The organism is Achromobacter insuavis (assembly GCF_902859645.1).
Lineage (GTDB): Bacteria > Pseudomonadota > Gammaproteobacteria > Burkholderiales > Burkholderiaceae_B > Achromobacter > Achromobacter insuavis.
In genome coordinates, this window is sequence record NZ_CADIJR010000091.1 from 1 (window position 1) to 23448 (window position 23448).

Here is a 23448-nt window from a genome sequence, read left to right on the forward strand (position 1 = left end):
AGTCCGGCTGCTACCGGCTGATGGATGACGACGTCCCTACCCCAGCACCCTCCCACTGCGGAAGGCGCATCTACACCATACAAGGATGACGACGGGGCAGTCCGGAGCGAAGGCTCCGGACCGCAATCGTAGCCCCGCCATCCTCCGCCTGCCCCGACACCCGCGGCTAAAGAACCCAACCCGCCGCAAAAAGAACTCTAAGCAAGTTCCTTCAACAACAACTCCCAAAACTTCAACCGCTGCTCCAACGTAGACACCAGAATGTACTCATTCAACGTATGTGCGCCGTCTCCGTCGGCCCCAAGACCATCCAGCGTCGGAATCCCCATGGCCGAGGTGAAGTTGGCGTCGCTGCCGCCGCCGGTCATCGGCGCGTCTTCCAGCAGGAAGCCGGCGCGTTCCGCGTAGCCTTGCACCAGCGCCAGCAGCGCGGCGGCTTCTTCGGTCTTCACCATCGGCGGGCGGTTCAGTTCCACGTCGATGTCCAGTTCCACATCCGGGCCCACCGCGCACAGCTCGCGCATGCGGCGCAGCACGTCTTCGGCCGCGCCCATGTCGGGCACGCGGAAGTCCACCACGCAGCGGCACAGCGCCGGCACGGTGTTGGTCACCGTGCCGCCGGCGATGGTGCCCACGCTCACGGTGATGCCGCGCTCGTAGTCCGTCATCGCTTCCAGCGCCAGCACCTGGTGCGCCATTTCGCGGATCGCGCTGCGGCCCTTCTCGTGCTGCATGCCGGCGTGGGCCGGGCGGCCCTTGACGTTCAGGTTCAGCATGCCGGTGCCCTTGCGCGCCGTCACGCACTTGCCGCCGTTGGGGCGGGCCGGTTCGCACACCAGCGCGTACTTGGCGTTGGCGGCGAAGCGCTCGATGTGCACGCGCGAGGCGTGGCTGCCGGTCTCCTCGTCGGGCACCACCAGGAAGTCCACCGGCAGTTGCGTCGCGCCGGGGCGGGCCACGCTGGCGAGCGCCGTCAGCGCCAGGTAGATGCCGGCCTTCATGTCGTAGCTGCCGGGGCCGTAGAGGCGGTCGCCGTCGATGCGCACCGGATTCTCCAGCAGCGTGCCGACCGGATGCACCGTGTCCATGTGCGCCAGGATCAGGATGCCGGGGCGGGTGTCGCCGGGGGCGCGGTTGGTGGCGTACAGCAGCGGGCCGGTGGTGGGGCCGAGGGACGACAGTTCCACCGTCAGGCCGGCCGCGGCGGCGTAGTCGGCGATGATGCGGGCCATCGCGGCGATGCCGTCGGGGAAGTTCGAGGGCGATTCGCATTGCAGCCAGCTCTGGATGCCGGCGACGAGTTGTTCAGTGCGGGAAGTGGACATGGCGATTCTGCTAGCGGGAATGAAAGGGAACGTTCAGGCGACCTGCTGGCCGGCCAGGCGGGCCAGCTCGGCATCGCTCGGCATGGCGCCGTCGAACCACAGGCTGGCGCAGACCGCGGACATGGCGCGGCCGTCGTGGCCGATGCCGGGCACCACCTGCAGCGTCCAGTTGAACGGCACGCCGCGGCGCTCGGCTTCCTTGCGGCCGGCCTCGAAATAGTTGTGGGCGCGAGCGAAGCGGTGCGGGCCCTGGCGCATGGCGGCCGGTTCCGACGGCAGGTTGGGATCGTCGGTGGCGATGTCCTGGTCGCCGGCCAGGATCGTCATCGGGTACGCCAGCAGTTTGACCAGGTGGTCTTCGGTCAGGCCGACGCCGTCCATGCCTTCGGGGAACGGATGGTCGAAGGTCGGCAGCGTGTACCAGCCCGGGTTGCCGGCCGCCACGGCCTTGAACGGCGCGTGCGACTGGCTGCTCATCAGGCGGTGCACGAACTGGCCGCCGGCGGAGTGGCCGAACAGGTAGACGTTCTGGCCGTCGGTGATCTCGGCGTCGATCATGTCGCGGATCACATTGCCCACCAGCGCGTAGGTCCAGCCGTCGATGTGGCGCGGGTTGCCGCCGGCCGAGAACACGCGGCCGTTGTTGTAGCTCTCCACGCCCGGCCAGATCTCGTTGGAGAAGGTCAGCGCCACGATCAGCAGCTTGTGCTTGTCGGCGGCCTCGACCCAGAAGTCGCGGTATTCGTCGCCGTTGCGCAGCACGCCGTGCTGCACGATCACCACCGGACGGTCCGGGGTGTAGCCGTAGGGGCGATAGGTCTGCAGCTTGAACGGGCGATCGGAATTGCGATCCTCGTCGATATAGGCGATGGCGTTGCGGCCGGCATGGCCCATTTCGATGGCGATGCGGTCCACGTTGGACATGTCAGAGGGTTTCATGGCGTTCAGGCGGTGGCTTCGTTCAGATGGCAGGCCGACCAGTGGCCCGGAGAGATTTCCTTCAACGTCGGCGCCTGCTCGCGGCAGCGCGGCATGGCGTGCGGGCAGCGCGGGTTGAAGGTACAGCCCGACGGCGGGTTCAGCGGCGACGGGATTTCGCCCTTGATGGGCGTGAACTTGCGGCCGCGGCGGGCCACGTCCGGCACCTCGGCCATCAGGGCCTGGGTGTACGGATGGTTGGCGCGCGCGAAGATCTCGGCCGAGGTCGAGATCTCGACGATCTTGCCCAGGTACATGATAGCCACGCGATCCGAGATGTGGCGCACCACGCCCAGGTCGTGGCTGATGAACAGGTAGGTGAAACCGTGCTGCTCGCGCAGGTCCATGAACAGGTTGATGACCTGCGCCTGGATCGACACGTCCAGCGCCGCCACCGGTTCGTCGCACACCAGGAACTTGGGCGCCACCATCAGCGCGCGGGCGATGCCGATGCGCTGGCGCTGGCCGCCCGAGATCTGGTGCGGGAAGCGGTCGCGGTACTCGGTGTCCAGGCCCACTTCGGTCAGCGCCTGGTCGATGCGCGCGGGAATCTCGGCCGACGGCGCCAGCTTGTGCACCTTGAGCGATTCGCCCAGGATCTGGCGCAGGCGCTGGCGCGGATTGAGCGAGGCCTGCGGATCCTGGAAGATCATCTGCACGCCTAGCGTGTAGGCCAGCTTGTCGGCGCCGCGCAGGCGGCGCGCGTCCTGGCCCTGATAGAGCAGATCGCCTTCGGTCTGGCGGTGCAGGCCGGCGACGACGCGGCCCAGGGTGGACTTGCCGCAGCCGGACTCGCCCACCAGGCCGACGACTTCGCCGCGGCCGATGCGCAGGTCGACGCCGTTGACGGCATACACGGTGCGGCGGTCGATCGGGCGGCCGCCCAGGGCCAGGATGCGCTGGGCCAGGTCGGGACGCTGTTCGAAGCGCTTGTGGACGTTCCTGAGCTCGATGACAGGGGTATCGGCTTGACTCATGCTTGCTCGGCCTCGCGGGCGATCGGGACGTAACAGCGATAGCTGCGCGAACCTTCGGTGGTGACGGTGGGGGCTTGCTCGGTGCAGCGCGTGACCGCGTGGGTGCAGCGCGGCCGGAAGGCACAGCCCGACGGGCGGCCGGCCAGGCTCGGCGCCATGCCGTTGATCTGGTGCAGGCGCGCGCCCGGCGTGGTGGCGCCAGGCATCGAGTCCAGCAGGCCCCGGGTGTAGGGATGGCGCGGCGCGTCCAGCACCTGTTCGACCGGGCCGCTCTCGACGATGCGGCCGGCGTACATGACCGCGACGCGGTCGGCCAGCTCGGCCACCACGCCCAGGTCGTGGGTGATCCAGATCAGCGCCGTGTTGTGCTCGCGGCAGATCTCCTGCATGCGGTACAGGATCTGGCCCTGGATGGTCACGTCCAGCGCCGTGGTCGGCTCGTCGCAGATGATCAGGTCGGGCTTGTTGAGCATGGCGATGGCGATCGCCACGCGCTGGCGCATGCCGCCCGAGAATTCGTGCGGGTAGCTCTTCAGGCGCTTCTCCGGCGACGGAATGCCGACCATGGCCAGCGCCTCGCGGCAGCGTTCCATGGCCTCGGCGCGCGGCACGTCCTCGTGCGTCAGGATGGCTTCCATCATCTGCTCGCCGATGCGCAGGACCGGATTGAGCGTCATCAGGGGGTCCTGGAAGATCATGGCGATGCGGTTGCCGCGCAACTGGCGCATCTGCTCTTCTGAGAGCTTGCGCAGGTCGTTGCCCTTGAACTTCACTTCGCCGTCGACGACTTCTCCGGGCGGATCGATCAGCCCCAGCAGCGAGAAGCCGGTGACCGACTTGCCCGAGCCGGACTCGCCGACCAGGCCCACGATCTCGCCGCGGCGCACGGTCAGGTCGACGCCGTCGACCGCCAGCCAGGCGCCGGCCTCGGTATGGAATGCGGTGCGCAGGCCGCGCACATCAAGAAGGACGTCACTCATCGCTTGGGGTCCAGGCTTTCGCGCAGGCGGTCGCCCACGATGTTGATGGAGAGAATCAGCAGCAACAGCGCAATGCCCGGGAACAGACTGATCCAGTAGTCGCCCGACAGCAGGTACTGGAAGCCGTTGGAGATCAGCAGGCCCAGCGAGGGTTCGGTGATCGGCACGCCGACGCCCAGGAACGACAGCGTCGCTTCCAGCGCGATGGCAGTGGCGATCTGGATGGTGGCGAACACCATGACCGGACCCAGGCAGTTGGGCAGCAGGTGGAACACCATGATGCGCCAGGCCGGAAAGCCCAGGTTGGCGGCGGCCTCGACGTATTCCTTGCGGCGTTCCTGCAGCGCGCGGCTGCGCATGATGCGGGCATAGTGGCCCCACTGCACCAGCACCAGCGCCAGGATCACCTTGTCGACCCCGCGCCCCAGCACCACCAGCAGCACCAGCGCCACCAGGATGGTCGGGAAACCCAGGATGAAGTCGACGATGCGCATCAGCACGGTGTCGACCAGGCCGCCAATATAGGCGGCCACCAGGCCGACCGCGCCGCCCACGGCGGTGGCCAGCACCACGGCCGACAGGCCCACCATCAGGCTGATGCGCAGGCCATAGAGAATGGCGCTGAGCATGTCGCGGCCCTGGTCGTCGGTGCCGAGCCAGGCGATGCTGCCGTCCATCAGCGCCTGGCGCGGCGCCAGGCGGCCGTCCATCAGCGACAGGTTGGCCAGGTCATAGGGATTCTGCGGCGCGAAGTAGGGCGCGAACACCACCAGCAGCACCAGGATGGTGAGCGCGATGACCGAGCCGCGCACGGTCGGCCGGGCCCGCAGTTTCTTCAGGATCGAGGCGCGCTTGGGCGTATCGGCCAGGGGCTGGACGGTACGGGTGCGGCCGGTATTGGGAGATTGAGCCATGGCGATTATTGAGCGGGGGTCACGAGCTGCACGCGCGGATCGAGCGCGGCGTACAGGATGTCCACAACCAGGTTGATGACCACGAAGATCAGGGTGACCAGCATCACGTACGCGACCACCACGGGCCGGTCGAGCTGGTAGACGCTGTCGATGAGCAGCTTGCCCATGCCGGGCCACGCGAACACGGTCTCGGTGATGGTGGAATAGGCGATCAGGCTGCCGAATTCCATGCCGATGACGGTGACCACCGGGATCAGGATGTTGCGCAGGATGTGGCGGCGCACGATGCGGCCGGGCTTGATGCCCTTGGCGCGCGCGAACTTCACGTAGTCCTGGCTGCGGGCCTCGACCACGCCCGAGGCGGTCAGGCGCAGCACCAGCGCGATGTTGGCCAGCGCCAGGTTGATCGCCGGCATGATCAGGTGCGACCAGCCGTCGGCCGTCAGGATCGACAGGCGCACGCCGAGCACCGTCACGGTGTCGCCGCGGCCGGTGGCGGGCAGCCAGCCGAGCCACACCGCGAACAGCAGGATCAGCATCATGCCCTGCCAGAAGTTGGGCAGCGAGAAGCCCAGCACCGACGACGCCATGATGCCGCGGCCCAGGGGCTCATCGCGGTACAGGCCGGCCACCAGGCCCAGCGGAATGCCGATCACACAGGTCAGGCCGATGGCCACGATCACCAGCTCGAAGGTGGCGGGGATGCGTTGCACGATCAACTCGATGGCCGGGATGCCGTGCACGAACGACGTGCCCAGGTCGCCGTGCAGCGCGCGCCACAGGAATCCTGTGTATTGCTGCCACACGGGCAGGTCCAGGCCGAGGCGGGCGATCATCGCCTCGCGCGCCGCCTGGCTGGCTTCGGGGCTGACCAGCAGTTCGATCGGGTCGCCCACGGCATACACCGCGAAGAAGACCACGACCGAGACGGCCAGCAGCACGAACAGACTCTGGATCAGTCTGCGTAGGATGAAAAGGGCCACGTGATATTTCCTTGGTGGGCTCGGGGTTGCAGGCGCCGGAAACGGCGATCTTAATTAGCGGGCTTGGCCGACATGGCCAGGGTGTATTGGTCGGCGCGGCCTTCGTACGTCAGGCCCTTGCCGAACGCCCAGATGCTGCTCTCGAAATGCAGCGGAATGCTGGGCAGGTCGGCCAGCGCCAGGGTCAGGGACTCCTGCAGCAGCTTTTCGCGCACCGCCGGATCGACGGTGGTCAGGGCGCGCTTGAAGACCTTGTCGAAGGCCGGATTGTTATAACCGCCGTAGTTGCTGGTGCCCAGGCCGTGTTCCTTGTCGAAGGCGCTGACCCAGTACTGCAGGAACGACGAGGCCTCGCCGGTTTCCGACGACCAGCCGCCCATGGCGAAGCTGAACTCGCGCTTGGCGCGCTTGGGGAAGTAGACCGAGCGCGTCATGGCGTCCACGGTCGTCTTGATGCCCACGCGCGACAGGTACTGGGCCACGGCCTGCGAGATCTGCGCGTCGTTGATATAGCGGTCGTTGGTCGACGAGATGGTCAGCTCGAAGCCGTCCGGGTAGCCGGCCTCGGCCAGCAGCTTCCTGGCGGCGGCCGGATCGTACTTCAGTTCGGGCGGCGGCTGCAGCGTGCCGAACATGCCGTCGGGCAGGAACTGGTTGGCCGGGGTGGCGGCGCCGTCCATGATGCGGTCGGTAATGGCCTTGCGGTCGATCGCCATCGAGATGGCGCGGCGCACGCGCACGTCCTGCAGCGGGTTCTTGCCGTCGGCGGCGCGCACCATCGGGCTGGGGCTGCGCGCCACGTCGAACTGGAAGTACACCACCCGCACCGACGGCGTGATGACGTAGCCGAAGCCCGGCGTTTCCGAGATGCGCTTGACGTCGCGCGCGGCGGGGTTCTCGATCAGGTCGAAGTCGCCGGCCAGGAGGCCGGTCAGGCGCGGGCCGGCGGCCGGCACCGGGATCAGGCGCACGTTCGGCCAGGCCGGCTTGTCGCCCCAGTAGGCGTCGTTGCGCGCCAGCTCGATGGCGCTGCCCTTGACGTAGGACTTGAGCGTGTACGGGCCGGTGCCGATGGCGGACTTGCCACTGTTGAAGTCGCTGATGGTCGGCCAGGGGCCGGTCACGCCGCAATTGTTCTTGGGCTCGAAGCGGATCGGGCCATGCTCGACGATGCCGCTCCACAGCATGGCGTTGCGGGTCAGGTCGTTGGGCAGCAACGGGTAGGGCAGGTGGGTCTTGATGACCAGCACGTTGCCGTCGCGCACGTCGATGCTGGCCAGCTTCTGCACCACGCTCAGGTACGAGCCGCCGATCGACTGCTCGTTGTGGAACGCGCGGCACAGCGTGAAGATCACGTCCTGCGGCGTGAACGGCTGGCCATTGGAAAACTTCACGCCGTCGCGCAGCGTGAATTCCCAGGTGGTGTCGTCCACCGCCTTCCAGGCGGTGGCCAGCCGCGGCACCAGGTTCATCTTGGCGTCCTGGCCGATCAGGGTCTCGAAGATGTGCGAGGTCATCGCGTCGTTGGGCGTGACCTGGTGGTAGTGCGGGTCCATCGCCGTGGGTTCGGACGACAGGCCGATCCGCAGCGTCTGCGGGGCCGTTTGGGCCATGGCGCCGGGCGCCCCGGCGGCCAGGGCGGCCGCCAGCGTACAGGTCGATAACGCGCTGCGGATGAAAACGTTTGCGGACATGCTGCTTCCCTTGGTGGTTTTTTATAGAAGGCGGCGCGCCGTCGAGGGCGCGCCGCGCAATGGCTCTAGCCGATCGGTTGCGCCAACCGCACCACCGTCACCCCGGCCCGCAGGTTGGCGGTCGACGGCATGATCAGGACGCAGTTGTCGTACGGCGTGGTCACGGCCTCGCCCTCGGACCAGCCGATGACGGTGCCGGCGCGCGCCAGCGTCTCCAGGCCCTTCCAGGGCTCGGCGAAACGGAAATCTGCGCTCTTGGCGGCGATCGCGTGGGTCACGCGCAGCGCGCGCTGGGCGCTGGCCTGGGGGGCGAACCAGGCGGCGGGCAGGTCGGCCTCGTCCACCGTGCCGGCGGCCGCCAGGAAGCGCGCCATCTGGTCGACCGCCACGCCGCGCGCCTCGGGCGCGCCATGGAAGCCGCATTCGATCAGCAGCGAACGGGTGCCGTTGTCGCCGGCCTCGCCGAAACGGCCGTAGTCGCGCATGCGCACGCCGGCGGCATGGCCGGCGTCGGCGATGATGGTGGCGGGGTTGCCCAGCGACAGGGCCAGGTCGATGTTGCGCTGTTCCATGCCGGTCAGCTGCAGCGGCACGTCGGAATTGCTCATCGAGTGGAAGTCCAGCAGCCAGTCGGCCTGCGCCACCCACGGACGCAGGGCGGCGGCGCGGCGGCGTTCCTGGCTGATGGGCTGGGCCAGCTTGTCGTCGCTCCAGACCCGGTTCATGTCTTCGTCGACGAAGCGCGCCGGCGCGTAATTGGCGGGATCGAAGCGGTCGAACGCGGCCAGGTTGCAGAACGCCAGCGTCAGCGAACCGCGGCGCGGGCGCAGGCCGGCGGCCAGCGCGTCCTTCAGGGCCCAGGCGCCGCACAGCTCGTTGCCGTGGACCAGGGCGCTGAGCATCACGCGCTTGCCCGGCACGCCGGAGTCGAAATGCCAGACGCCGGGGGTATCCGTGTTGCCCACGCGCTCGGCCGCCAGATCCGGACAGGCGAGAAGGAAGGGACGCGGACGGGGCGCGGGAGAGGACGAGGACATGGGAACTCCGATCAAGCGAGGGGGATTGTATAAGGGATGGCGCCCGGAGGCGGTCAGGTGGCGGTCAGGCGCCCGCGTTGCGCGGCCACGGCCGAGCCTTGCTCGCCCAGGTCCCAGAACAGGCCGGCCATCACGGCCGCGCCCTCGCGCGCCACCGAGGCGAGCAGATGTTCGTCGGGGCCATGCTGGCAACAGGCGGGATACGAGTGCGGCACCCACACGGTGGGCAGCCCCAGCACGTCCGAGAAGGCGTCGTTGGGCACGGTGCCGCCCAGGTTGGGCAGCAGCGCGGGCGTCTTGCCGGTGGTGGCGGCCAGCGAGGCCACGGCCCAGCGCGCCCACGGATCGTCCGGGTCCAGCCGGGTGGCCGGCGTGCCGCGCCGCACGCGGACCTGGACCTGCCGCAGGCCCCGCGCGTCCAGGTGCCGGCGCAGGATGCCCTCGGCCTGGCGCCAGTCGGTGCCGACCACGAAGCGCAGGTTGCAGGTGGCGCTGGCGCGCGGCGGAATCGCGCCCACCGGGTTGTCGGGGTTGCCGGTCTTGTAGGCCAGCACTTCCAGCGTGTTCCAGCCGAACAGGCGCTCGGCCAGCGACAGGCCGGGCTCGCCCCAGTCCGGGTCGATGTCGGGGGCGTCGTCGTCCTGGCCGACCTGGATGTCCGCCAGCGCCTGGCGCACGGCGGGCGGAATCGCCGGCGGACGCAGGCCGTCGACCAATAGCCGGCCGCGCGCGTCCACCAGGCTGGCCAGCGCGTTCGCCAGGATGATGCCGGGATTGGGCAGCACGCCGCCCCAGTTGCCGGAGTGGTGGGCGTGGCCGCGCAGGTCCACCGTCAGGTCGAACAGCAGCGTGCCGCGCGACCCCAGGAACAGCGTCGGCAGGTCGGCCGCCAGCCGCGGCCCGTCGGAGGCGATGAAGACGTCCGCCGCCAGCGACTCGCGCCACGCGGCGCAGGCCTGGTGCAGGCCGGGCGAGCCGACTTCCTCGCCGCATTCCACCAGCATGCGCAGATTGAAGCCCAGGCGTCCGCCGCGTTCGGCCCGCACCTGTTCCAGCGCGGTCATGTTGACGCAGTACTGTCCCTTGTTGTCGGCGGTGCCGCGGCCGTACCAGCGGTCGCCCTCGGCGGTCAGCCGCCAGGGCGCCAGGCCGTCGCGCCACTGCTCGTCGTAGCCGCGCACCACGTCGCCGTGGGCGTACATCAGCACGGTGGGCAGGGCGGGGTCTTCGATGCGCTCGGCCAGCAGGAACGGCGGGCCGCCGGCGACGGGGTTGTCCTCGACGCGCCAGGAACAGCCCAGCGCTTCCAGGCGCGGGGCGACCGCCGCGCGCAGGTAGTCGTAGAGCGCGGCGCGCTGGTCGGGGTTCTGGCTTTCGGTGCGGTGCGCGACCAGCTCCGCCAGGTCGCGCTGCAAGGCGCCGCTATCGGCGTACGCGACCGCGCGGCCGATGGCGGCGGCGCGGCTGGCGCTCGTGACTGCTGCTGGCACGGACTTCCCCTTGTCTGGCGGGGCGCGTCATTGCGCACCCTGCTGAATCGTTGCGCAAATTCTAGGATCAGGGAAGCTTTCTCTACAATTAGAATATTTATCGGAAGCTTTGCAAAAAAGGCAAAGCTATTTTCATCGGCGTCAGGCCCCAGCGAGGGGGAAACATGCACGGCATCGCCCTGCGTTACTTTGTCGAGGTTGCCCAGGCGGGCAGCCTGAGCGGGGCGTCCGAACGCCTGCACGTGGCGGTGTCCGCCATCAGCCGCCAGATCGCCAAGCTGGAGGAAGAAGCGGGCGCGCCGCTGTTCGAGCGCGCCGCGCGCGGCATGGTGCTGAGCGAGGCCGGCCGGCTGCTGCTGACCCATGCGCGCCGCACGCTGCTGGAATCGGATTCGGTGCTGCAGGAGATCGCCGCGCTCAAGGGCATGGCGCGCAACGAGATCCGCATGGCGGCCGTCGAGGGCGTGGCGCGCATTTTCCTGCCGTCGGCCATGGCGCGCTTTCGCCGCGACTGGCCCGAGGTGCGCTTCGACCTGCACGTGGGCACGCCGGCCGATGTCGCGCGCCGCGTCGCCGAAGGCAGCGTCGAACTGGGCATGACCTTCAACGTCGAGCGTCTCAGCGGCGTCAGCGTGCGTTATTCGCGGCGCGCGCCGGTGCACGCCGTCATGGCCGCCGGCCATCCGCTGGCCAGCCGCAAGAGCGTCAGCCTGCAGGACCTGGGCCGCTATCCCCTGGCGCTGACCGGCCCGGGCACCACCACCCGCCACCTGTTCGAGATGGGCTGCCTGCTGGAGTCGGTGCAGCTCGAACCCACCCTGACCTGCAACGACTCCTCCCCGCTGCATGGCTTCGTGTTCGGTTCCGACGCCATCATGCTCAGCGGCTACATCTCGGTGGCCTGGAGCCTGAAGCGCGACGAACTGGTGGCGGTGCCGATCTCCAACGCGCAGTTGCAGTCGCGCACCTTGCAGCTGCACGTCATGCAGGGGCGTCAGCTGCCTTCCAAGACGGAAGCCTTCATCGACCTGTTGTCGCGCGAGCTGGACGTGCTGCTGGCGCAAGGGCCGGGCGCCTGAGGCGGCCGCTGGCTCGCGACGCCAGCCGGGGGCGCTGCAGGCGCGCAAAGAAAAACGGCTGCCCGAAGGCAGCCGTTTTCATAGGGCGCGCGCCGGATTACTTGGCGTCGGGCTTGACCGAGGTGGCCAGCGTGAACTGGTCGCGGCGGCCTTCATAGGAGATGCCCTTGCGGAAGGCCCAGATGCTGCTTTCGAAGTGCAGCGGGATCAGCGGCACGTTGTCCAGCGCGATCTGGGTGGCTTCCTGCAGCAGCTTCTCGCGCTTGGGCGCGTCGACCGTCACGATGGCCTGCTTGTAGACCTTGTCGAAGTCGGCGTTGGTGAAGCCGCCGTAGTTGCTGGTGCCCAGGCTGTTGGGCGAGTCGAGCGAGGCGACCCATAGCTGGAACAGCGCCGAGGCTTCGCCCGTTTCCGCCGGCCAGCCGCCCATCGAGAAGCTGAACTCGCGCTTGGCGCGCTTGGGGAAGTAGATCGAGGCGGTCATGGCGTCGACGTTGGTCTTGATGCCGACGCGGGCCAGGTACTGGGCCACGGCCTGCGCCACCTGGCCGTCATTGACGTAGCGGTCGTTGGTCGACGACAGCGTCAGCTCGAAGCCGTTGGGGTAGCCGGCTTCGGCCAGCAGCTTCTTGGCGCCTTCCGGGTCGTACTTGATTTCCGGAGCCTTGGGCAGCGCGCCGAACATGCCGTCGGGCATGTACTGGTAGGCCGGGGTGGCCATGCCGTCCATGATGCGGGCGGTGATGGTCTTGCGGTCGATGGCCATCGAGATCGCGCGGCGCACGCGCAGGTCCTGCAGCGGGTTCTTGCCGTCGGCGCTCTTGACGAACGGGCTCGGGTTGCGCGCCACGTCGGGCTGGAAGAACACCAGGCGGGTCGAGGGCGTGGCCACGAAACCGAACTTGGGATTGTCCTTCAGGCGCTGCAGGTCGCGCGCGGCGGGGTTCTCGATCATGTCGAAGTCACCCGACAGCAGGCCGGTCAGGCGCGGGCCGGCGGCCGGCACCGGCACGAACTTCACTTCCTTCCAGTAGGGCTTCGGGCCCCAGTAGTTCTCGTTGCGCACCAGTTCGATGCCGGTGCCCTTGACGTAGGACTTCAGGGTGTACGGGCCGGTGCCGATGGCGTCCTTGCCGTTGTTGAAGTCGGCCACCGTCGGCCAGGCGCCGGTCACGCCGCAACCCTTCTTCGGGTCGAACGTCAGCTTGCCGTGCTCGACGATGCCGTTCCAGATGATCGGCAGCGAGCGCGCCATTTCGGCGGGCATCAGCGGGAAGGGGGCGCCGGTCTTGATGATGACGGTATGCGCATCCGGCGTCTGCACGTCGGTGATCAGCTTGGTCGTGTCCATGTAGGACTGCGACACGTTGGTCTCGTTGTTCAGCGTGCGGCAGATCGTGAACAGCACGTCTTCGGACGTGAACGGCTTGCCATTGGAGAACTTGACGTCGTCGCGCAGCTTGAATTCCCAGGTCAGGTCGTCCAGGTTCTTCCAGGACGTGGCCAGCGCGGGCACCAGCTTCATGTCGGCACTGCGGCCCACCAGCGAACTGTAGACGTGCGCGGAGAACGCGTCGTTCTGCGTCATCTTGTGGTAGTGGGGGTCGGCCGAGGTGGGTTCGGCGGACAGGCCGATCTTCAGCGTCTGGGCCTGGGCAGCGGCCAAGGGAATGGCGGCGGCCACGAGGGCCAGGGTGGTGCGCAACTTCATGGTGACAACTCCGGATGGGGAACGAACCGGATCGTGCTGGCGGCGGGGAACAGCGGGCGGGCCAACCGGGGAAACGCAACGTCGGCCGGGGGGCTTGCGGTGTTTTTGGCGCCAGGCACGACGGCAAGGGGCCGATTATCGGTAGGGGGTTCGCGCGCTGTCAATGCGCGCCGGGCCGACGCTAGGGTAAACGCCGAGAGGGGAGAATGCCGCCGTTGCCGCGCACAAAATGACCATCGCCCCAGTGCGAGGCGGTCCCGCTTCGGGACGGCTTCGCGCTGGGGCGACAGGGGTATTGCGTCGTGGAGGGCGTCGCGGGGGCCCCGTGAAGGGGCCGGCGCGGCGCGATGGCGCCCGGTGAGGGGGAGGGCCCGAGGCCCCGGGCGCCGGGTCCGATGCGACGGGCGCCGCGTGGGCGGCGGGCGTCACACCGGCAGCGCGCCGGGCCGAATCGCGGGAGATCGGTCGCGACTCAGCCTGGCACGGCTGGTCTTACCACTGCGAACCGGAGAAGCGCGAGCTGGCGGCGCGGGCCTTGTTCATCGATTCGTTGACTTCGTCGATGAAGGCGAACACGCCAGCAACGGCGGCGGCGATCGCCTGGCCAGCCTTCTTCAGGTTGGTCAGCGGGTGGGAATTCGGTTGGTTCTCGAGGGCGCCGCGGAGCAGGTCACGCTCCAGCGCGTCGGTCAGGCGGGCAGTGTGGTTCAAGGTCAGTTCGCTCATGGTTGGCTCCAGTCCGTTTCGTCTTGGGGTAAACCATTATAGGGATAACCCTAAATCAAAAGCAACGCGTTTTTAGGGGAAAACCCTAGTATGTTGTAAAAATGTATTTGCCCCGGGGACTTAGGCCTGCGGACCGCCATTGCGCAGCTCCCGGGCGGCGTCCGCCAGCTCCCCGGCGGTCAGCCCGATCGGCCCGATGCCCCGGGCCACCAGGGCGTCGGCGGCAGCGCCATGCAGCCAGACCGCGCCGGCCACGGCCTGCGCCAGCGGCAGGCGCTGGGCCAGCAGCGAGCCCAGGATGCCGGCCAATACGTCCCCGGTTCCGGCCGTGGCCAGGCCGGGGTTGCCGCTGGTGTTGCGGCGCCACGTGCCGTCCGGGGCACAGACCACGGTGCCCGCGCCCTTCAGGACCACCCAGGCGCCAAATCGTCGCGCCAGCGCCTGGGCGGCGGCGGGGCGGTCGGCCTGGATGCCGGGGGTGTCCAGGCCGAGCAGCCGGCCGGCCTCGGCCGGGTGCGGGGTCAGCACCACCGGGCCGTCGCCCCAGTTGGGCTGGATGCCGCCGTTGGCCAGCAGGTTCAGGCCGTCGGCGTCCAGCACCAGCGGCGCGCCGCCGCGCAGCACGAACAGTTCCGACAGGGCGTTGGCGGCGGCCGCGCCGGCGCCGATGCCGCACCCGGCGACCCAGGCGGTGACGCCCCAGTCCGCCTCCAGCAGCGAGCGCGCGTCGCGCAGCATCAGTTCGGGTTGCAGTGGATCGCAGGGCAGCGGCGCCGTTTCCTGGGCGAAGCCCACCAGCACCTTGCCGGCGCCGGTCTTGAGCGCGGCGCGCGCGGCCAGCAGCGCCGCGCCTTCCATGCCGCGCCCGCCGCCCACCACGCCGACGGTGCCGAAACTGCCCTTATGGGTGTCCGGGTCGCGCACGGCGAACAGGGCTGGCAGGTCGTCGCGGCGGATCTCGCCGGCAAAGGAGGGGGCGGGGGTGTTCATGGGCTGAGGCTCCGGGATCGGCGGGGGCGTCGGGGCAGGGGCTATCCACTATAGTGCCCCAAAACGCGCGGCCTTCCGCCCGCGCCACCGGAGACGACGATGACCGATATCACGCTGGAACACTATTCCGCCTACGAGTCCCTCAAGCTGCGCCGCCATCCCAACGGCGTGCTGGAACTGATCATGGGGTCCAAGGACGGCAAGCCGGGCAAGCTGTCCACCGCCGACGACCGCATGCACCGCGAGCTGGCCGACATCTGGCGCGATATCGACACCGACCCCGATACCCGCGTGGTGGTGATCCGCGGCGAGGGCAAGGGTTTCTCGGGCGGCGGCGACCTGGACCTGGTGCAGCAGATGGCGGACGACTTCGACGTGCGCACCCGCGTCTGGCGCGAGGCGCGCGACCTGGTCTACAACATCATCAACTGCAGCAAGCCGATCGTGTCGGCGATGCACGGCGCCGCCGTGGGCGCCGGCCTGGTGGCCGGCCTGCTGGCCGATATCTCGATCGCCGCGCGCGACGCCCGCATCATCGACGGCCACACCCGCCTGGGCGTCACGGCCGGCGACCACGCCGCCATCGTCTGGCCGCTGCTGTGCGGCATGGCGCGCGCCAAGTACTACCTGATGCTGTGCGAAACCGTCAGCGGCGAAGAGGCCGAGCGCATCGGCCTGGTGTCGCTGTGCGTGGACGAGGCCGAGCTGATCGGCCGCGCCTTCGAGGTGGCCAACCGCCTGGCGGCCGGTTCGCAGACCGCGATCCGCTGGACCAAGTATTCGCTGAACAACTGGCTGCGCATGGCCGGCCCGACCTTCGATACGTCGCTGGCGCTGGAGTTCATGGGATTTGGCGGCCCGGACGTGCGCGAAGGCGTTCAGTCGTTGCGCGAGCGGCGCGCGCCGAACTTCCGGCCCGACTCGCCGTTCTGAGGGGGCGGCTGCCGACCGCATCTGGCCCCGCGCCGGGCGCGATCGGGCGACGCGCGTCGGCCCGGGCGTCGCATGCGGCGCGGCGGGCGCCCAAGGCGCCACGCCGCGCCGGATTCACTTCTTGAAGAACGCCGCGAACGCGGCTTGCGCTTCGTCCGTCTGCAGGCGGGCGCGGAACTGCTGCGCCTCGTAATCGAGCGTGTCCTGGATTGCTTGCCTGTCCGGCCGCTTGAGCATGGCCTTGGTCAGCCGCAGCGCGGCTGGCGGCTGCCTGGCGAGGCTGGCGGCGGTGGCCTGCGCGGCCGCCAGGGCGCCGCCCTTGGCGGTGACCGCGGTGGCCAGGCCGGCGTCGCAGGCTTCCTGCGCCGAGAACGCCTTGCCCTGCAGCAGCCATTCGGCGGCGCGGCGGGCGCCGGCCAGGCGCGGCATCAGCAGGCTGGACGCGCCTTCCGGACACAGGCCCAGCGCCACGAACGGCATGCGCAGGGTGGCGCCCTCGCCGACATAGACGAAGTCGCAATGCTGCAGCAGCGTCACGCCGATGCCGATGGCATAGCCCTCGACGGCGGCGATGACCGGCACGTCGGCCTGCGTCAACGCGCGCAGGAAGGTCAGGCCGGCGCTGTCGCCGGCGCCGCGCTCGGCCTGGAAATCGCGCAGGTCGTTGCCGGCCGTGAAGTGTTCGCCGGCGCCGGCCAGGATCACCGCCGACACGCCGGTGTCGGCGGCGGCCAGCGAGAGCTGTTCGGTCAGCCCGGCGTAGGTGGCCGTGTCGAGGGCGTTGCGGCGGTCCTGGCGGTCGATCACCAGCGTCAGCACCGCGCCGTCGCGCGTGACCCGCAGCCCGGCGCTCATGCGAAGGTCCTGGCGGCCAGTTGCGTCCTGGCCTCGGCGTACTCGCGGCGCAGCGTATCGACGATCTGATGCGTCGGCTGCACGCTGCCGATGTTGCCCACGCCCTGGCCCGCGCCCCAGATGTCCTTCCACGGCTTGACGCGGCTGGAGCCGAAATTGGAGGCGCCGCTGTCCGGCTGCGGCAGGTTGGCCGGATCGAGGCCGGCGGCGCTGATGCTGGCCTTCAGGTAGTTGCCGGGGATGCCGGTGAAGAACGGGGTGTAGAGGATGTCGGAGGCGCTGGCCTCGACGATGGCGGACTTGTAACCCTCGCTGGCGTTGGCTTCCTCGCTGGCGATGAAGCGCGTGCCCATGTAGGCGAAGTCCACGCCCATGGCGAGCGCGGCCAGCACCTGGGCACCGGAGGTGATGGCGCCCGACAGGATCAGCGGGCCGTCATAGAAGCGGCGCACTTCGGATACCAGCGCGAACGGGCTGAGGGTGCCGGCATGGCCGCCCGCGCCCGCGCACACCAGGATCAGGCCGTCCACGCCCGCTTCCAGCGCCTTTTCGGCGTGGCGGATGGTGGTGACGTCGTGGAACACCTTGCCGCCCCAGTCGTGGACGCCTTTGACCAGGTCGCCGGGGGCGCGCAGGCTGGTGATGATCAGCGGCACGCGATGGCTGGCGCACACCGCCAGGTCCTGTTCGAGCCGGTCGTTGGACTGGTGGATTATCTGGTTGACGGCATAGGGCGCGACCGCGGCGCCGGGGTTGGCCTCGCGGTACGAGGCCAGGCCGGCCTGGATCTCGTCCAGCCAGTCGGTCAGCAGGCTCTGCGGGCGCGCGTTCAGCGCCGGAAACGAACCGACGATGCCGCTCGTGCATTGCGCGACGACCAGCTTCGGGTTGGACACGATGAACATGGGGGCGCTGATGACCGGCAGGGACATCTGGCCATACAGATCTGTCACTAGGGAGTGGGGCATAACGGCGTCACGTGTGGTTTCGGGTTGAGCGCCCAAGCCGCGCTTGCATGGCGGAAAGGGATGTGCCTACAATTACCTACCGACCGTCCGGTAATTAATTAATCTTTATTTAACGGCAAGCGTCGAACCGCTGTCAATGGAACGGAACCGCCCGTGGTCCGGCATTGGCTTCCTCGACGTCGCCCCAACCAGGCCTGCCCATGGCGACTTCCCCTGCCCCCGCTTCCAAACGCGCCCGCGCCGGCCGTCCGCCGACCCTGGCGGCGCCGCGCGAACGCATCCTGGCCGAAGCCGCCAAGCTGTTCGCGCGCAGCGGCTACGACGGCAGTTCGGTGTCGGACCTGGCGGGCGCCATCGGCGTGTCCAAGGCCGCCATCTATCACTACTTCACCACCAAGCAGGACATCTACGACGCCATCATCCTGGCGGTGCTCAATGGCCTGAACCAGAGCGTTGGCCAGGACGTGGCGCGCGCCGAGGGCGGCGCCGCCCGCCTGCGCGCCTTCATGGTGGGCCACGCCCGCTATTTCGAGCAGCACCACGCCGAGTTCGTCACCATGCTGATCGGCTATTCCGGCATGGCGCTGCCCGAGCGCGAGGACGCTGCGCGTCTGCGCGACGGCTACGAGAAGCGCCTGCGCGACCTGATCGCGCAGGGCGTGACCGAAGGCGCGTTCCGTCCGCTGGACGTGCCCGCCACCGGCCGCGCCGTGCTGTCGATGCTGAACTGGATGGTGCGCTGGTACAAGCCCGGCCAGGGCGACAGCGCCGAGGCCATCGCCGCCGGCTATTTCGATTTACTGGTTGGCGGCATGCGCCCCTGAGCGCCGCCGCCCCGCACACCCGAGAGACTCAGATCATGGCCCTGGATACCGAAACCCTGACCCTGTTGCTGGACGCCGTGCGCCGCTTCGTGCACGAACGCCTGATTCCCGCCGAGGACGAACTGGCCGCCAGCGGCCAGGTGCCGCCGGACATCGTGGCCGAAATGCGCGAGCTGGGCCTGTTCGGCCTGTCGATCTCGCCCGACCACGGCGGCCTGGGCCTGACGATGGAAGAAGAAGTGAAGGTGGTGTTCGAACTGGGCCAGACCTCGCCCGCGTTCCGTTCGCTCGCCGGCACCAACATCGGCATCGGCTCGCAGGCCATCGTGCTGGCCGGCACCGACGAACAGCGCGCCCGCTACCTGCCGCGCCTGGCCAGCGGCGAGCTGATCGGCTCGTTCGCGCTGACCGAGCCCGACGCCGGCTCCGACGCCATGGCGCTGCGCCTGTCGGCCGAACGCGATGGCGACCACTACGTGCTCAACGGCACCAAGCGCTACATCACCAACGCGCCCATCGCCGGCCTGTTCTCAGTGATGGCCCGCACCGCGCCCGAGCGCCGCGCCAATTCCATTTCGTGCTTCCTGGTCGAAGCCGGCACGCCGGGCCTGATCATCGGCAAGCCCGACAAGAAAATGGGCCAGGCCGGCGCGCTCACCAGCGACGTGGTCTTCGACAACTGCCGCGTCCCCGCCTCGGCCCTGCTGGGCGGCGAGGAAGGCAATGGTTTCCGCACCTCGATGCGCGTGCTGGACAAGGGCCGCCTGCACATCTCGGCCCTGTGCGTCGGCATCGCCGACCGCCTGCTGCGCGACGCCGTCAAATACGCCACCGACCGCAAACAGTTCGGCCAGCCCATCGCCGAATTCCAGCTGATCCAGGCCATGATCGCTGACAGCCAGGCCGAACTCTACGCCGCCCGCTGCATGGTCCTGGACGCCGCCCGCCTGCGCGACCGCGGCGAGAACACCACCATGCAGGCCGCCTGCTGCAAACTCTACGCCACCGAAATGGTCGGCCGCGTCGCCGACCGCGCCGTCCAGATCCACGGCGGCGCCGGCTACATGTCCGAATACGCCGTCGAACGCTTCTACCGCGACGTCCGCCTGTTCCGCATCTTCGAAGGCACCTCGCAAATCCAGCAACTGGTCATCGCCCGCGAGGTCATCAAGGCCAACAGCTGAGCAGGGCGACGGCGTGGCGGGCATCGACCGCCACGCCCGATACCGGAACCTCATCAATAGGGCAGGGCGCCATGCATCATGTGCCGCGGGCGCCCATGCAACCTGCAGGTCCTCCACCCACGCGCAGCATCATTAATCAAACGCAAGAGCCCATGTAAGCCAAAGAAGGCTGCCCGCGCAGCCGCCTTTGGCGGGCCCCGCACTACCTCTCCACCCCCCGATGGTCGTCACCAGAATGCCAAGCACACCGTCCGTCCCAGCACCCGCCATGAGCCTTCAGCGCAGCCCTTTGCTGTGGGGCGCGGGGTGCGGGGGGCGTGTAGATGCGCCCGACGGAATCCGAAGGAGTCGCCGCAGGCGAGGACGAGGATGAGGAAGGGGCAGTCCGGAGCGAACGCTCCGGACCGCAATCGTAGCCCCCCGCACCCCGCGCCCCACAGCAAAGGGCGTCCCAAGAACCCAGACGCGTCCGCCCACCGACCACCCCAACACACCCAAGCCCCCACCGGCTAATATCCCCACTGACCTAATACTCTTTGGCGAAAAGATAAAAGATGTCGCAACGTCCCGCTCCCCTGACAGGCATCCGCGTCCTGGACCTGACCCGCGTCCTCGCCGGCCCCTGGTGCACCCAGAACCTGGCCGACCTCGGCGCCGAAGTCATCAAGATCGAGCGCCCCGGCGCCGGTGACGACACCCGTGCCTGGGGCCCTCCGTACCTGAAGGACGCGGCCGGCGACGACACCACCGAAGCGGCCTACTACCTCTCGGCCAACCGCAACAAATTCTCCGTCGCCCTCGACATCGCCTCGCCGCGCGGCGCCGAACTGGTGCGCGAGCTGGCCTTGCAGAGCGACATCCTGGTCGAGAACTTCAAGGTCGGCGGCCTGGCCAAGTACGGCCTGGACTACGCCAGTCTCAAGGAAGTGAACCCGCGCCTGATCTACTGCTCCATCACCGGCTTCGGCCAGACCGGCCCCTACGCCAGCCGCCCCGGCTACGACTTCATGATTCAGGGCATGGGCGGCCTGATGAGCATCACCGGCGAGCGCGACGACCTGCCTGGCGGCGGTCCGCAGAAGGCGGGCGTGGCCGTGGCCGACCTGATGACCGGCATGTACTCCACCGTCGGCATCCTGGCCGCGCTGCACGAGCGCTCGGTCAGCGGTCTGGGGCAGCACATCGACATGGCGCTGCTGGACTGCCAGGTCGCCATGCTGGCGAACCAGAACCTGAACTTCATGACCTCCGGCAACGCACCGCGCCGCGCCGGCAACGCGCACCAGAACCTGGTGCCGTACCAGGTCTTCGCCGCCAGCGATGGCCACCTGATCGTCGCGGTCGGCAACGACAGCCAGTTCCGCAACTACTGCGGCGCCATCGGCCTGCCCGAGCTGTCGGCCGATCCGCGTTTCTCCACCAACCCGCAGCGCGTCAAGAACCGCGAGGCGCTGGTGCCGCTGCTGGCCGAACGCATGGCCACCGGCGCGCGCGACCACTGGCTCGCCTCGCTCGAGGCCGTCGGCGTGCCGGCCGGCCCGATCAATACGCTCGACCAGGTCTACGAAGACCCGCAGGTGCTGGCGCGCGGCATGAAGCGCGAGCTGCCGCACCCGACCGCGGGCACCGTGCCGATGGCCGCCAGCCCCCTGAAGTTCTCGGGCAGCCCGGTCGAATACCGCCGCGCGCCGCCCATGCTGGGCGAGCACACCGCGCAGGTGCTGGCCGAAAAGCTCGGGCTGTCGGCCGCGGAAATCCAGGCGCTGGCGCAAAGCCCGTCCTGATTCGCCGGCGCCATCCGGTCGCCGCGCCTGGCGCGGCGCACACACCATTCCAATGACAGGCAGGAGAAGTTGATGACGGAGATTCAAACCATCGGCGTCGTGGGCGCCGGGGCCATGGGGCGGGGCATCGCCCAGATCGCGGCGCAGGCCGGCCTGCGCGTGCGCCTGTACGACACCAGCGCCGACGCCGTGGCCGCCGCGCGCGAGTCGCTGCGCCAGACCTGGGACAAGCTGGCCCAGAAGGGCAAGCTGACCGCCGCCGACGCGCAGGCCGCGCTGGCGCGCGTCGAGTCCGCCACCGCGCTGACCGACATGTCGCAATGCCAGCTGGTGGTCGAAGCCATCGTCGAGCGCCTGGACGTCAAGCGCGACCTGTTCGCCGCCCTGGAGGGCGTGGTGGCCGACGACTGCATCCTGGCCTCGAACACCTCGTCGCTGTCGATCACCGCCATCGCCGCGGCCTGCAAGCTGCCGCAGCGCGTCGCGGGCTATCACTTCTTCAACCCGGTGGCGCTGATGAAGGTGGTCGAGGTCATCGACGGCCTGCGCAGCGCGCCCGAGACCGGCGACGCGCTGGCCGAACTGGCGCGCCGCATGGGCCACACGCCGGTGCGCGCCAAGGACATGCCCGGCTTCATCGTCAACCACGCCGGTCGCGGCATGAACACCGAAGGCCTGCGCGTGGCGCAGGAATCGGTGGCGAGCTTCGCGCAGGTCGACGCCATCATGCGCGAGCAGGCCGGCTTCCGCATGGGTCCGTTCGAGCTGCTGGACCTGACCGCGCTGGATGTCTCGCATCCGGTGATGGAATCGATCTACCGCCAGTTCTTCGACGAACCGCGCTTCCGTCCGTCGCCCATCACCACCGTGCGCCTGGCCGGCGGCCTGATCGGCCGCAAGGCCGGCGAGGGCTTCTACAAGTACGTCGACGGCCAGAAGCAGGTGCCGGCCGAGCCGCCCGTGCCGGCGCTGCCGGAAGGCCTGAAGGTCTGGGTCAGCCCGCGCCACCCTGAGGGCTACGCGCGCGCCACCGCGCTGCTGGAAAAGCTGGGCGCGCCGCTGGTGTCCGGTTCCACGCCGGCGGCCGACACGCTCATCATCGTCACGCCGTTCGGCGAGGACGTGTCCACCACCGTGTCGGCGCAGGGCCTGGATCCGGCGCGCTGCGTCGGCCTGGATACCCTGTTCGCCTTCGACAAGGCCGCCCGCCGCACCGTCATGGCGTCGCCGGCCACGCAGGAAAAGTGGCGCGACGCCGCGCATGCGCTGCTGGCGGGCGATGGCGTGCCGGTCTCGGTGATCGAGGATTCGCCGGGCTTCGTGGCCCAGCGCATCGTGGCCATGATCGTCAACATCGCCGCCGACATCGCGCAGCAGCAGATCGCCACGCCGGAAGACATCGACCGCGCCGTGACGCTGGGCCTGGGCTATCCGGTGGGACCGCTGGCCCTGGGCGACGCGCTGGGCGCCGAGCGCATCCTCGAGATCCTCAAGAGCCTGCAGCGCGTCACGGGCGATCCGCGCTATCGCCCCAGCCTGTGGCTGCAGCGCCGCGTGCAACTGGGCATGTCGTTGCTGAAGACGTCCGCGGCCGATTGAGGCCGCGCCAAATGAAAAGCCCCTCGATGCATCGAGGGGCTTTTTTTCGCCTGCGCGGCGTTGAGGGCGCGCGGCGGGAGAGCGGTGCGCGGCTTACTTGGCCGCGTCCACCATGTACTGCACGGCCGCGCGGATGTCGTCTTCCGAGGCGTTGGCCGCGCCGCCCTTGGGCGGCATGGGCGGCTTGCCCTGCATGGCGACCTTGACCATCGCGTCCATGCCCGTCTTGATGTACGGGTCCCAGGCGGCCTTGTCGCCGAACTTGGGCGCGTTGGCGACGCCGGTGGCGTGGCAGGCGAAGCAGACGCTCTTGTAGAGCTTCTCGCCGGCGGGATTGACCGCGGCGGCCTGTTGCGGCGCGGGCGCGGCGGCGGGCGCCGGTGCTGCTGCGGCCGGTGCGGCCGCGACAGGAGCCGG

The 23448-nt window shown here is 69.1% G+C and carries 21 protein-coding genes; 6 read left to right on the plus strand and 15 right to left on the minus strand.

Going from position 1 to position 23448, the window contains the following annotated elements; genetic code table 11:
• Window positions 1–197 precede the first annotated feature (197 nt).
• From H0523_RS27790 to H0523_RS27830, 9 genes are all read right to left on the minus strand, one after another.
• A complete protein-coding gene (locus tag H0523_RS27790; RefSeq protein ID WP_006392546.1) occupies window positions 198–1325 on the minus strand; it encodes a M20 family metallopeptidase in 1128 nt (375 codons plus the stop codon).
• Between the two features lie 33 nt (window positions 1326–1358).
• On the minus strand, window positions 1359–2264 hold the full coding sequence (locus tag H0523_RS27795; RefSeq protein WP_006392547.1) for a prolyl oligopeptidase family serine peptidase: 906 nt from the start codon (window positions 2262–2264) through the stop codon (window positions 1359–1361).
• 5 nt (window positions 2265–2269) lie between these two features.
• The gene (locus tag H0523_RS27800) at window positions 2270–3280 is read right to left on the minus strand and encodes an ABC transporter ATP-binding protein (protein WP_006392548.1); all 1011 of its coding nucleotides are present in this window, start codon (window positions 3278–3280) and stop codon (window positions 2270–2272) included.
• A complete protein-coding gene (locus H0523_RS27805) occupies window positions 3277–4260 on the minus strand; it encodes an ABC transporter ATP-binding protein (protein WP_054433093.1) in 984 nt (327 codons plus the stop codon). The genes H0523_RS27800 and H0523_RS27805 overlap by 4 nt, the downstream gene beginning before the upstream one ends.
• Entirely contained in the window at window positions 4257–5174 is a 918-nt protein-coding gene (locus tag H0523_RS27810; protein WP_054433094.1) for an ABC transporter permease, read from the minus strand. Before H0523_RS27810 ends, H0523_RS27805 begins: the two co-directional genes overlap by 4 nt.
• Window positions 5175–5179: 5 nt before the next feature.
• Window positions 5180–6157, minus strand: coding sequence for an ABC transporter permease (locus H0523_RS27815; protein WP_006392551.1), 978 nt, complete (start codon window positions 6155–6157; stop codon window positions 5180–5182).
• A gap of 50 nt (window positions 6158–6207) precedes the next feature.
• A complete protein-coding gene (locus H0523_RS27820; RefSeq protein ID WP_054433095.1) occupies window positions 6208–7851 on the minus strand; it encodes an ABC transporter substrate-binding protein in 1644 nt (547 codons plus the stop codon).
• Window positions 7852–7916: 65 nt separating this feature from the next.
• A complete protein-coding gene (locus H0523_RS27825; RefSeq protein ID WP_054433096.1) occupies window positions 7917–8888 on the minus strand; it encodes a M14 family metallopeptidase in 972 nt (323 codons plus the stop codon).
• Window positions 8889–8941: 53 nt separating this feature from the next.
• Window positions 8942–10378 carry a M20 family metallopeptidase gene (locus H0523_RS27830; protein ID WP_054433097.1) on the minus strand — a complete coding sequence of 479 codons (1437 nt, stop codon included), beginning with the start codon at window positions 10376–10378 and terminating at the stop codon, window positions 8942–8944.
• Between the two features lie 164 nt (window positions 10379–10542).
• On the opposite strand from H0523_RS27830, the gene H0523_RS27835 reads away from it, so the two are divergent.
• Window positions 10543–11457 (plus strand): LysR family transcriptional regulator, encoded by a 915-nt coding sequence (locus tag H0523_RS27835; RefSeq protein WP_054433098.1) that lies wholly within the window; start codon window positions 10543–10545, stop codon window positions 11455–11457.
• Between the two features lie 97 nt (window positions 11458–11554).
• Here H0523_RS27835 and H0523_RS27840 read toward each other — a convergent pair whose 3' ends face one another.
• The 3 genes from H0523_RS27840 to H0523_RS27850 all read right to left on the minus strand — a co-directional run bounded on the left by H0523_RS27840 (window position 11555) and on the right by H0523_RS27850 (window position 14884).
• Entirely contained in the window at window positions 11555–13168 is a 1614-nt protein-coding gene (locus H0523_RS27840; RefSeq protein WP_054433099.1) for an ABC transporter substrate-binding protein, read from the minus strand.
• 492 nt (window positions 13169–13660) lie between these two features.
• On the minus strand, window positions 13661–13894 hold the full coding sequence (locus H0523_RS27845; protein ID WP_006392557.1) for a hypothetical protein: 234 nt from the start codon (window positions 13892–13894) through the stop codon (window positions 13661–13663).
• A 120-nt stretch (window positions 13895–14014) separates the two neighbouring features.
• Window positions 14015–14884 carry an NAD(P)H-hydrate dehydratase gene (locus H0523_RS27850; protein WP_054433100.1) on the minus strand — a complete coding sequence of 290 codons (870 nt, stop codon included), beginning with the start codon at window positions 14882–14884 and terminating at the stop codon, window positions 14015–14017.
• 99 nt (window positions 14885–14983) lie between these two features.
• Here H0523_RS27850 and H0523_RS27855 point away from each other — a divergent pair, with 99 nt between their 5' ends.
• Window positions 14984–15817, plus strand: coding sequence for an enoyl-CoA hydratase/isomerase family protein (locus tag H0523_RS27855; RefSeq protein ID WP_006392559.1), 834 nt, complete (start codon window positions 14984–14986; stop codon window positions 15815–15817).
• A 114-nt stretch (window positions 15818–15931) separates the two neighbouring features.
• Here the strand turns inward: H0523_RS27855 and H0523_RS27860 are convergent, their stop codons facing one another.
• Both H0523_RS27860 and H0523_RS27865 read right to left on the minus strand, forming a co-directional pair.
• Complete coding sequence (locus tag H0523_RS27860; RefSeq protein ID WP_054433101.1) at window positions 15932–16672, minus strand: enoyl-CoA hydratase-related protein; 741 nt, start codon at window positions 16670–16672, stop codon at window positions 15932–15934.
• Window positions 16669–17640, minus strand: a complete 972-nt coding sequence (locus H0523_RS27865; protein ID WP_054433102.1) for an NAD(P)H-dependent flavin oxidoreductase — start codon at window positions 17638–17640, stop codon at window positions 16669–16671. The genes H0523_RS27860 and H0523_RS27865 overlap by 4 nt, the downstream gene beginning before the upstream one ends.
• 200 nt (window positions 17641–17840) lie before the next feature.
• On the opposite strand from H0523_RS27865, the gene H0523_RS27870 reads away from it, so the two are divergent.
• The 4 genes from H0523_RS27870 to H0523_RS27885 all read left to right on the plus strand — a co-directional run bounded on the left by H0523_RS27870 (window position 17841) and on the right by H0523_RS27885 (window position 23031).
• Window positions 17841–18464 (plus strand): TetR/AcrR family transcriptional regulator, encoded by a 624-nt coding sequence (locus H0523_RS27870; protein ID WP_054433103.1) that lies wholly within the window; start codon window positions 17841–17843, stop codon window positions 18462–18464.
• 35 nt (window positions 18465–18499) lie between these two features.
• Window positions 18500–19648 (plus strand): acyl-CoA dehydrogenase family protein, encoded by a 1149-nt coding sequence (locus H0523_RS27875; RefSeq protein WP_054433104.1) that lies wholly within the window; start codon window positions 18500–18502, stop codon window positions 19646–19648.
• Between the two features lie 554 nt (window positions 19649–20202).
• The gene (locus tag H0523_RS27880) at window positions 20203–21432 is read left to right on the plus strand and encodes a CaiB/BaiF CoA transferase family protein (RefSeq protein ID WP_054433105.1); all 1230 of its coding nucleotides are present in this window, start codon (window positions 20203–20205) and stop codon (window positions 21430–21432) included.
• Between the two features lie 27 nt (window positions 21433–21459).
• Complete coding sequence (locus H0523_RS27885; RefSeq protein ID WP_338076694.1) at window positions 21460–23031, plus strand: 3-hydroxyacyl-CoA dehydrogenase; 1572 nt, start codon at window positions 21460–21462, stop codon at window positions 23029–23031.
• A 93-nt stretch (window positions 23032–23124) separates the two neighbouring features.
• On the opposite strand, the gene H0523_RS27890 is transcribed toward H0523_RS27885, so the two are convergent.
• The coding region (locus H0523_RS27890; protein WP_180180219.1) for a c-type cytochrome at window positions 23125–23448 on the minus strand (324 nt) is incomplete at its 5' end.

Excerpts from the sequence above, each read along its gene's own strand:
- H0523_RS27800 (WP_006392548.1), bottom strand. The coding sequence starts at position 3,280 with ATGAGTCAAGCCGATACCCCTGTCATCGAGCTCAGGAACGTCCACAAG.
- H0523_RS27870 (WP_054433103.1), top strand. The coding sequence starts at position 17,841 with ATGGCGACTTCCCCTGCCCCCGCTTCCAAACGCGCCCGCGCCGGCCGT.
- H0523_RS27850 (WP_054433100.1), bottom strand. The coding sequence starts at position 14,884 with ATGAACACCCCCGCCCCCTCCTTTGCCGGCGAGATCCGCCGCGACGAC.
- H0523_RS27835 (WP_054433098.1), top strand. The coding sequence starts at position 10,543 with ATGCACGGCATCGCCCTGCGTTACTTTGTCGAGGTTGCCCAGGCGGGC.
- H0523_RS27875 (WP_054433104.1), top strand. The coding sequence starts at position 18,500 with ATGGCCCTGGATACCGAAACCCTGACCCTGTTGCTGGACGCCGTGCGC.
- H0523_RS27810 (WP_054433094.1), bottom strand. The coding sequence starts at position 5,174 with ATGGCTCAATCTCCCAATACCGGCCGCACCCGTACCGTCCAGCCCCTG.
- H0523_RS27790 (WP_006392546.1), bottom strand. The coding sequence starts at position 1,325 with ATGTCCACTTCCCGCACTGAACAACTCGTCGCCGGCATCCAGAGCTGG.
- H0523_RS27795 (WP_006392547.1), bottom strand. The coding sequence starts at position 2,264 with ATGAAACCCTCTGACATGTCCAACGTGGACCGCATCGCCATCGAAATG.
- H0523_RS27865 (WP_054433102.1), bottom strand. The coding sequence starts at position 17,640 with ATGCCCCACTCCCTAGTGACAGATCTGTATGGCCAGATGTCCCTGCCG.
- H0523_RS27805 (WP_054433093.1), bottom strand. The coding sequence starts at position 4,260 with ATGAGTGACGTCCTTCTTGATGTGCGCGGCCTGCGCACCGCATTCCAT.
- H0523_RS27840 (WP_054433099.1), bottom strand. The coding sequence starts at position 13,168 with ATGAAGTTGCGCACCACCCTGGCCCTCGTGGCCGCCGCCATTCCCTTG.
- H0523_RS27855 (WP_006392559.1), top strand. The coding sequence starts at position 14,984 with ATGACCGATATCACGCTGGAACACTATTCCGCCTACGAGTCCCTCAAG.
- H0523_RS27820 (WP_054433095.1), bottom strand. The coding sequence starts at position 7,851 with ATGTCCGCAAACGTTTTCATCCGCAGCGCGTTATCGACCTGTACGCTG.
- H0523_RS27860 (WP_054433101.1), bottom strand. The coding sequence starts at position 16,672 with ATGAGCGCCGGGCTGCGGGTCACGCGCGACGGCGCGGTGCTGACGCTG.
- H0523_RS27825 (WP_054433096.1), bottom strand. The coding sequence starts at position 8,888 with ATGTCCTCGTCCTCTCCCGCGCCCCGTCCGCGTCCCTTCCTTCTCGCC.
- H0523_RS27880 (WP_054433105.1), top strand. The coding sequence starts at position 20,203 with ATGTCGCAACGTCCCGCTCCCCTGACAGGCATCCGCGTCCTGGACCTG.
- H0523_RS27845 (WP_006392557.1), bottom strand. The coding sequence starts at position 13,894 with ATGAGCGAACTGACCTTGAACCACACTGCCCGCCTGACCGACGCGCTG.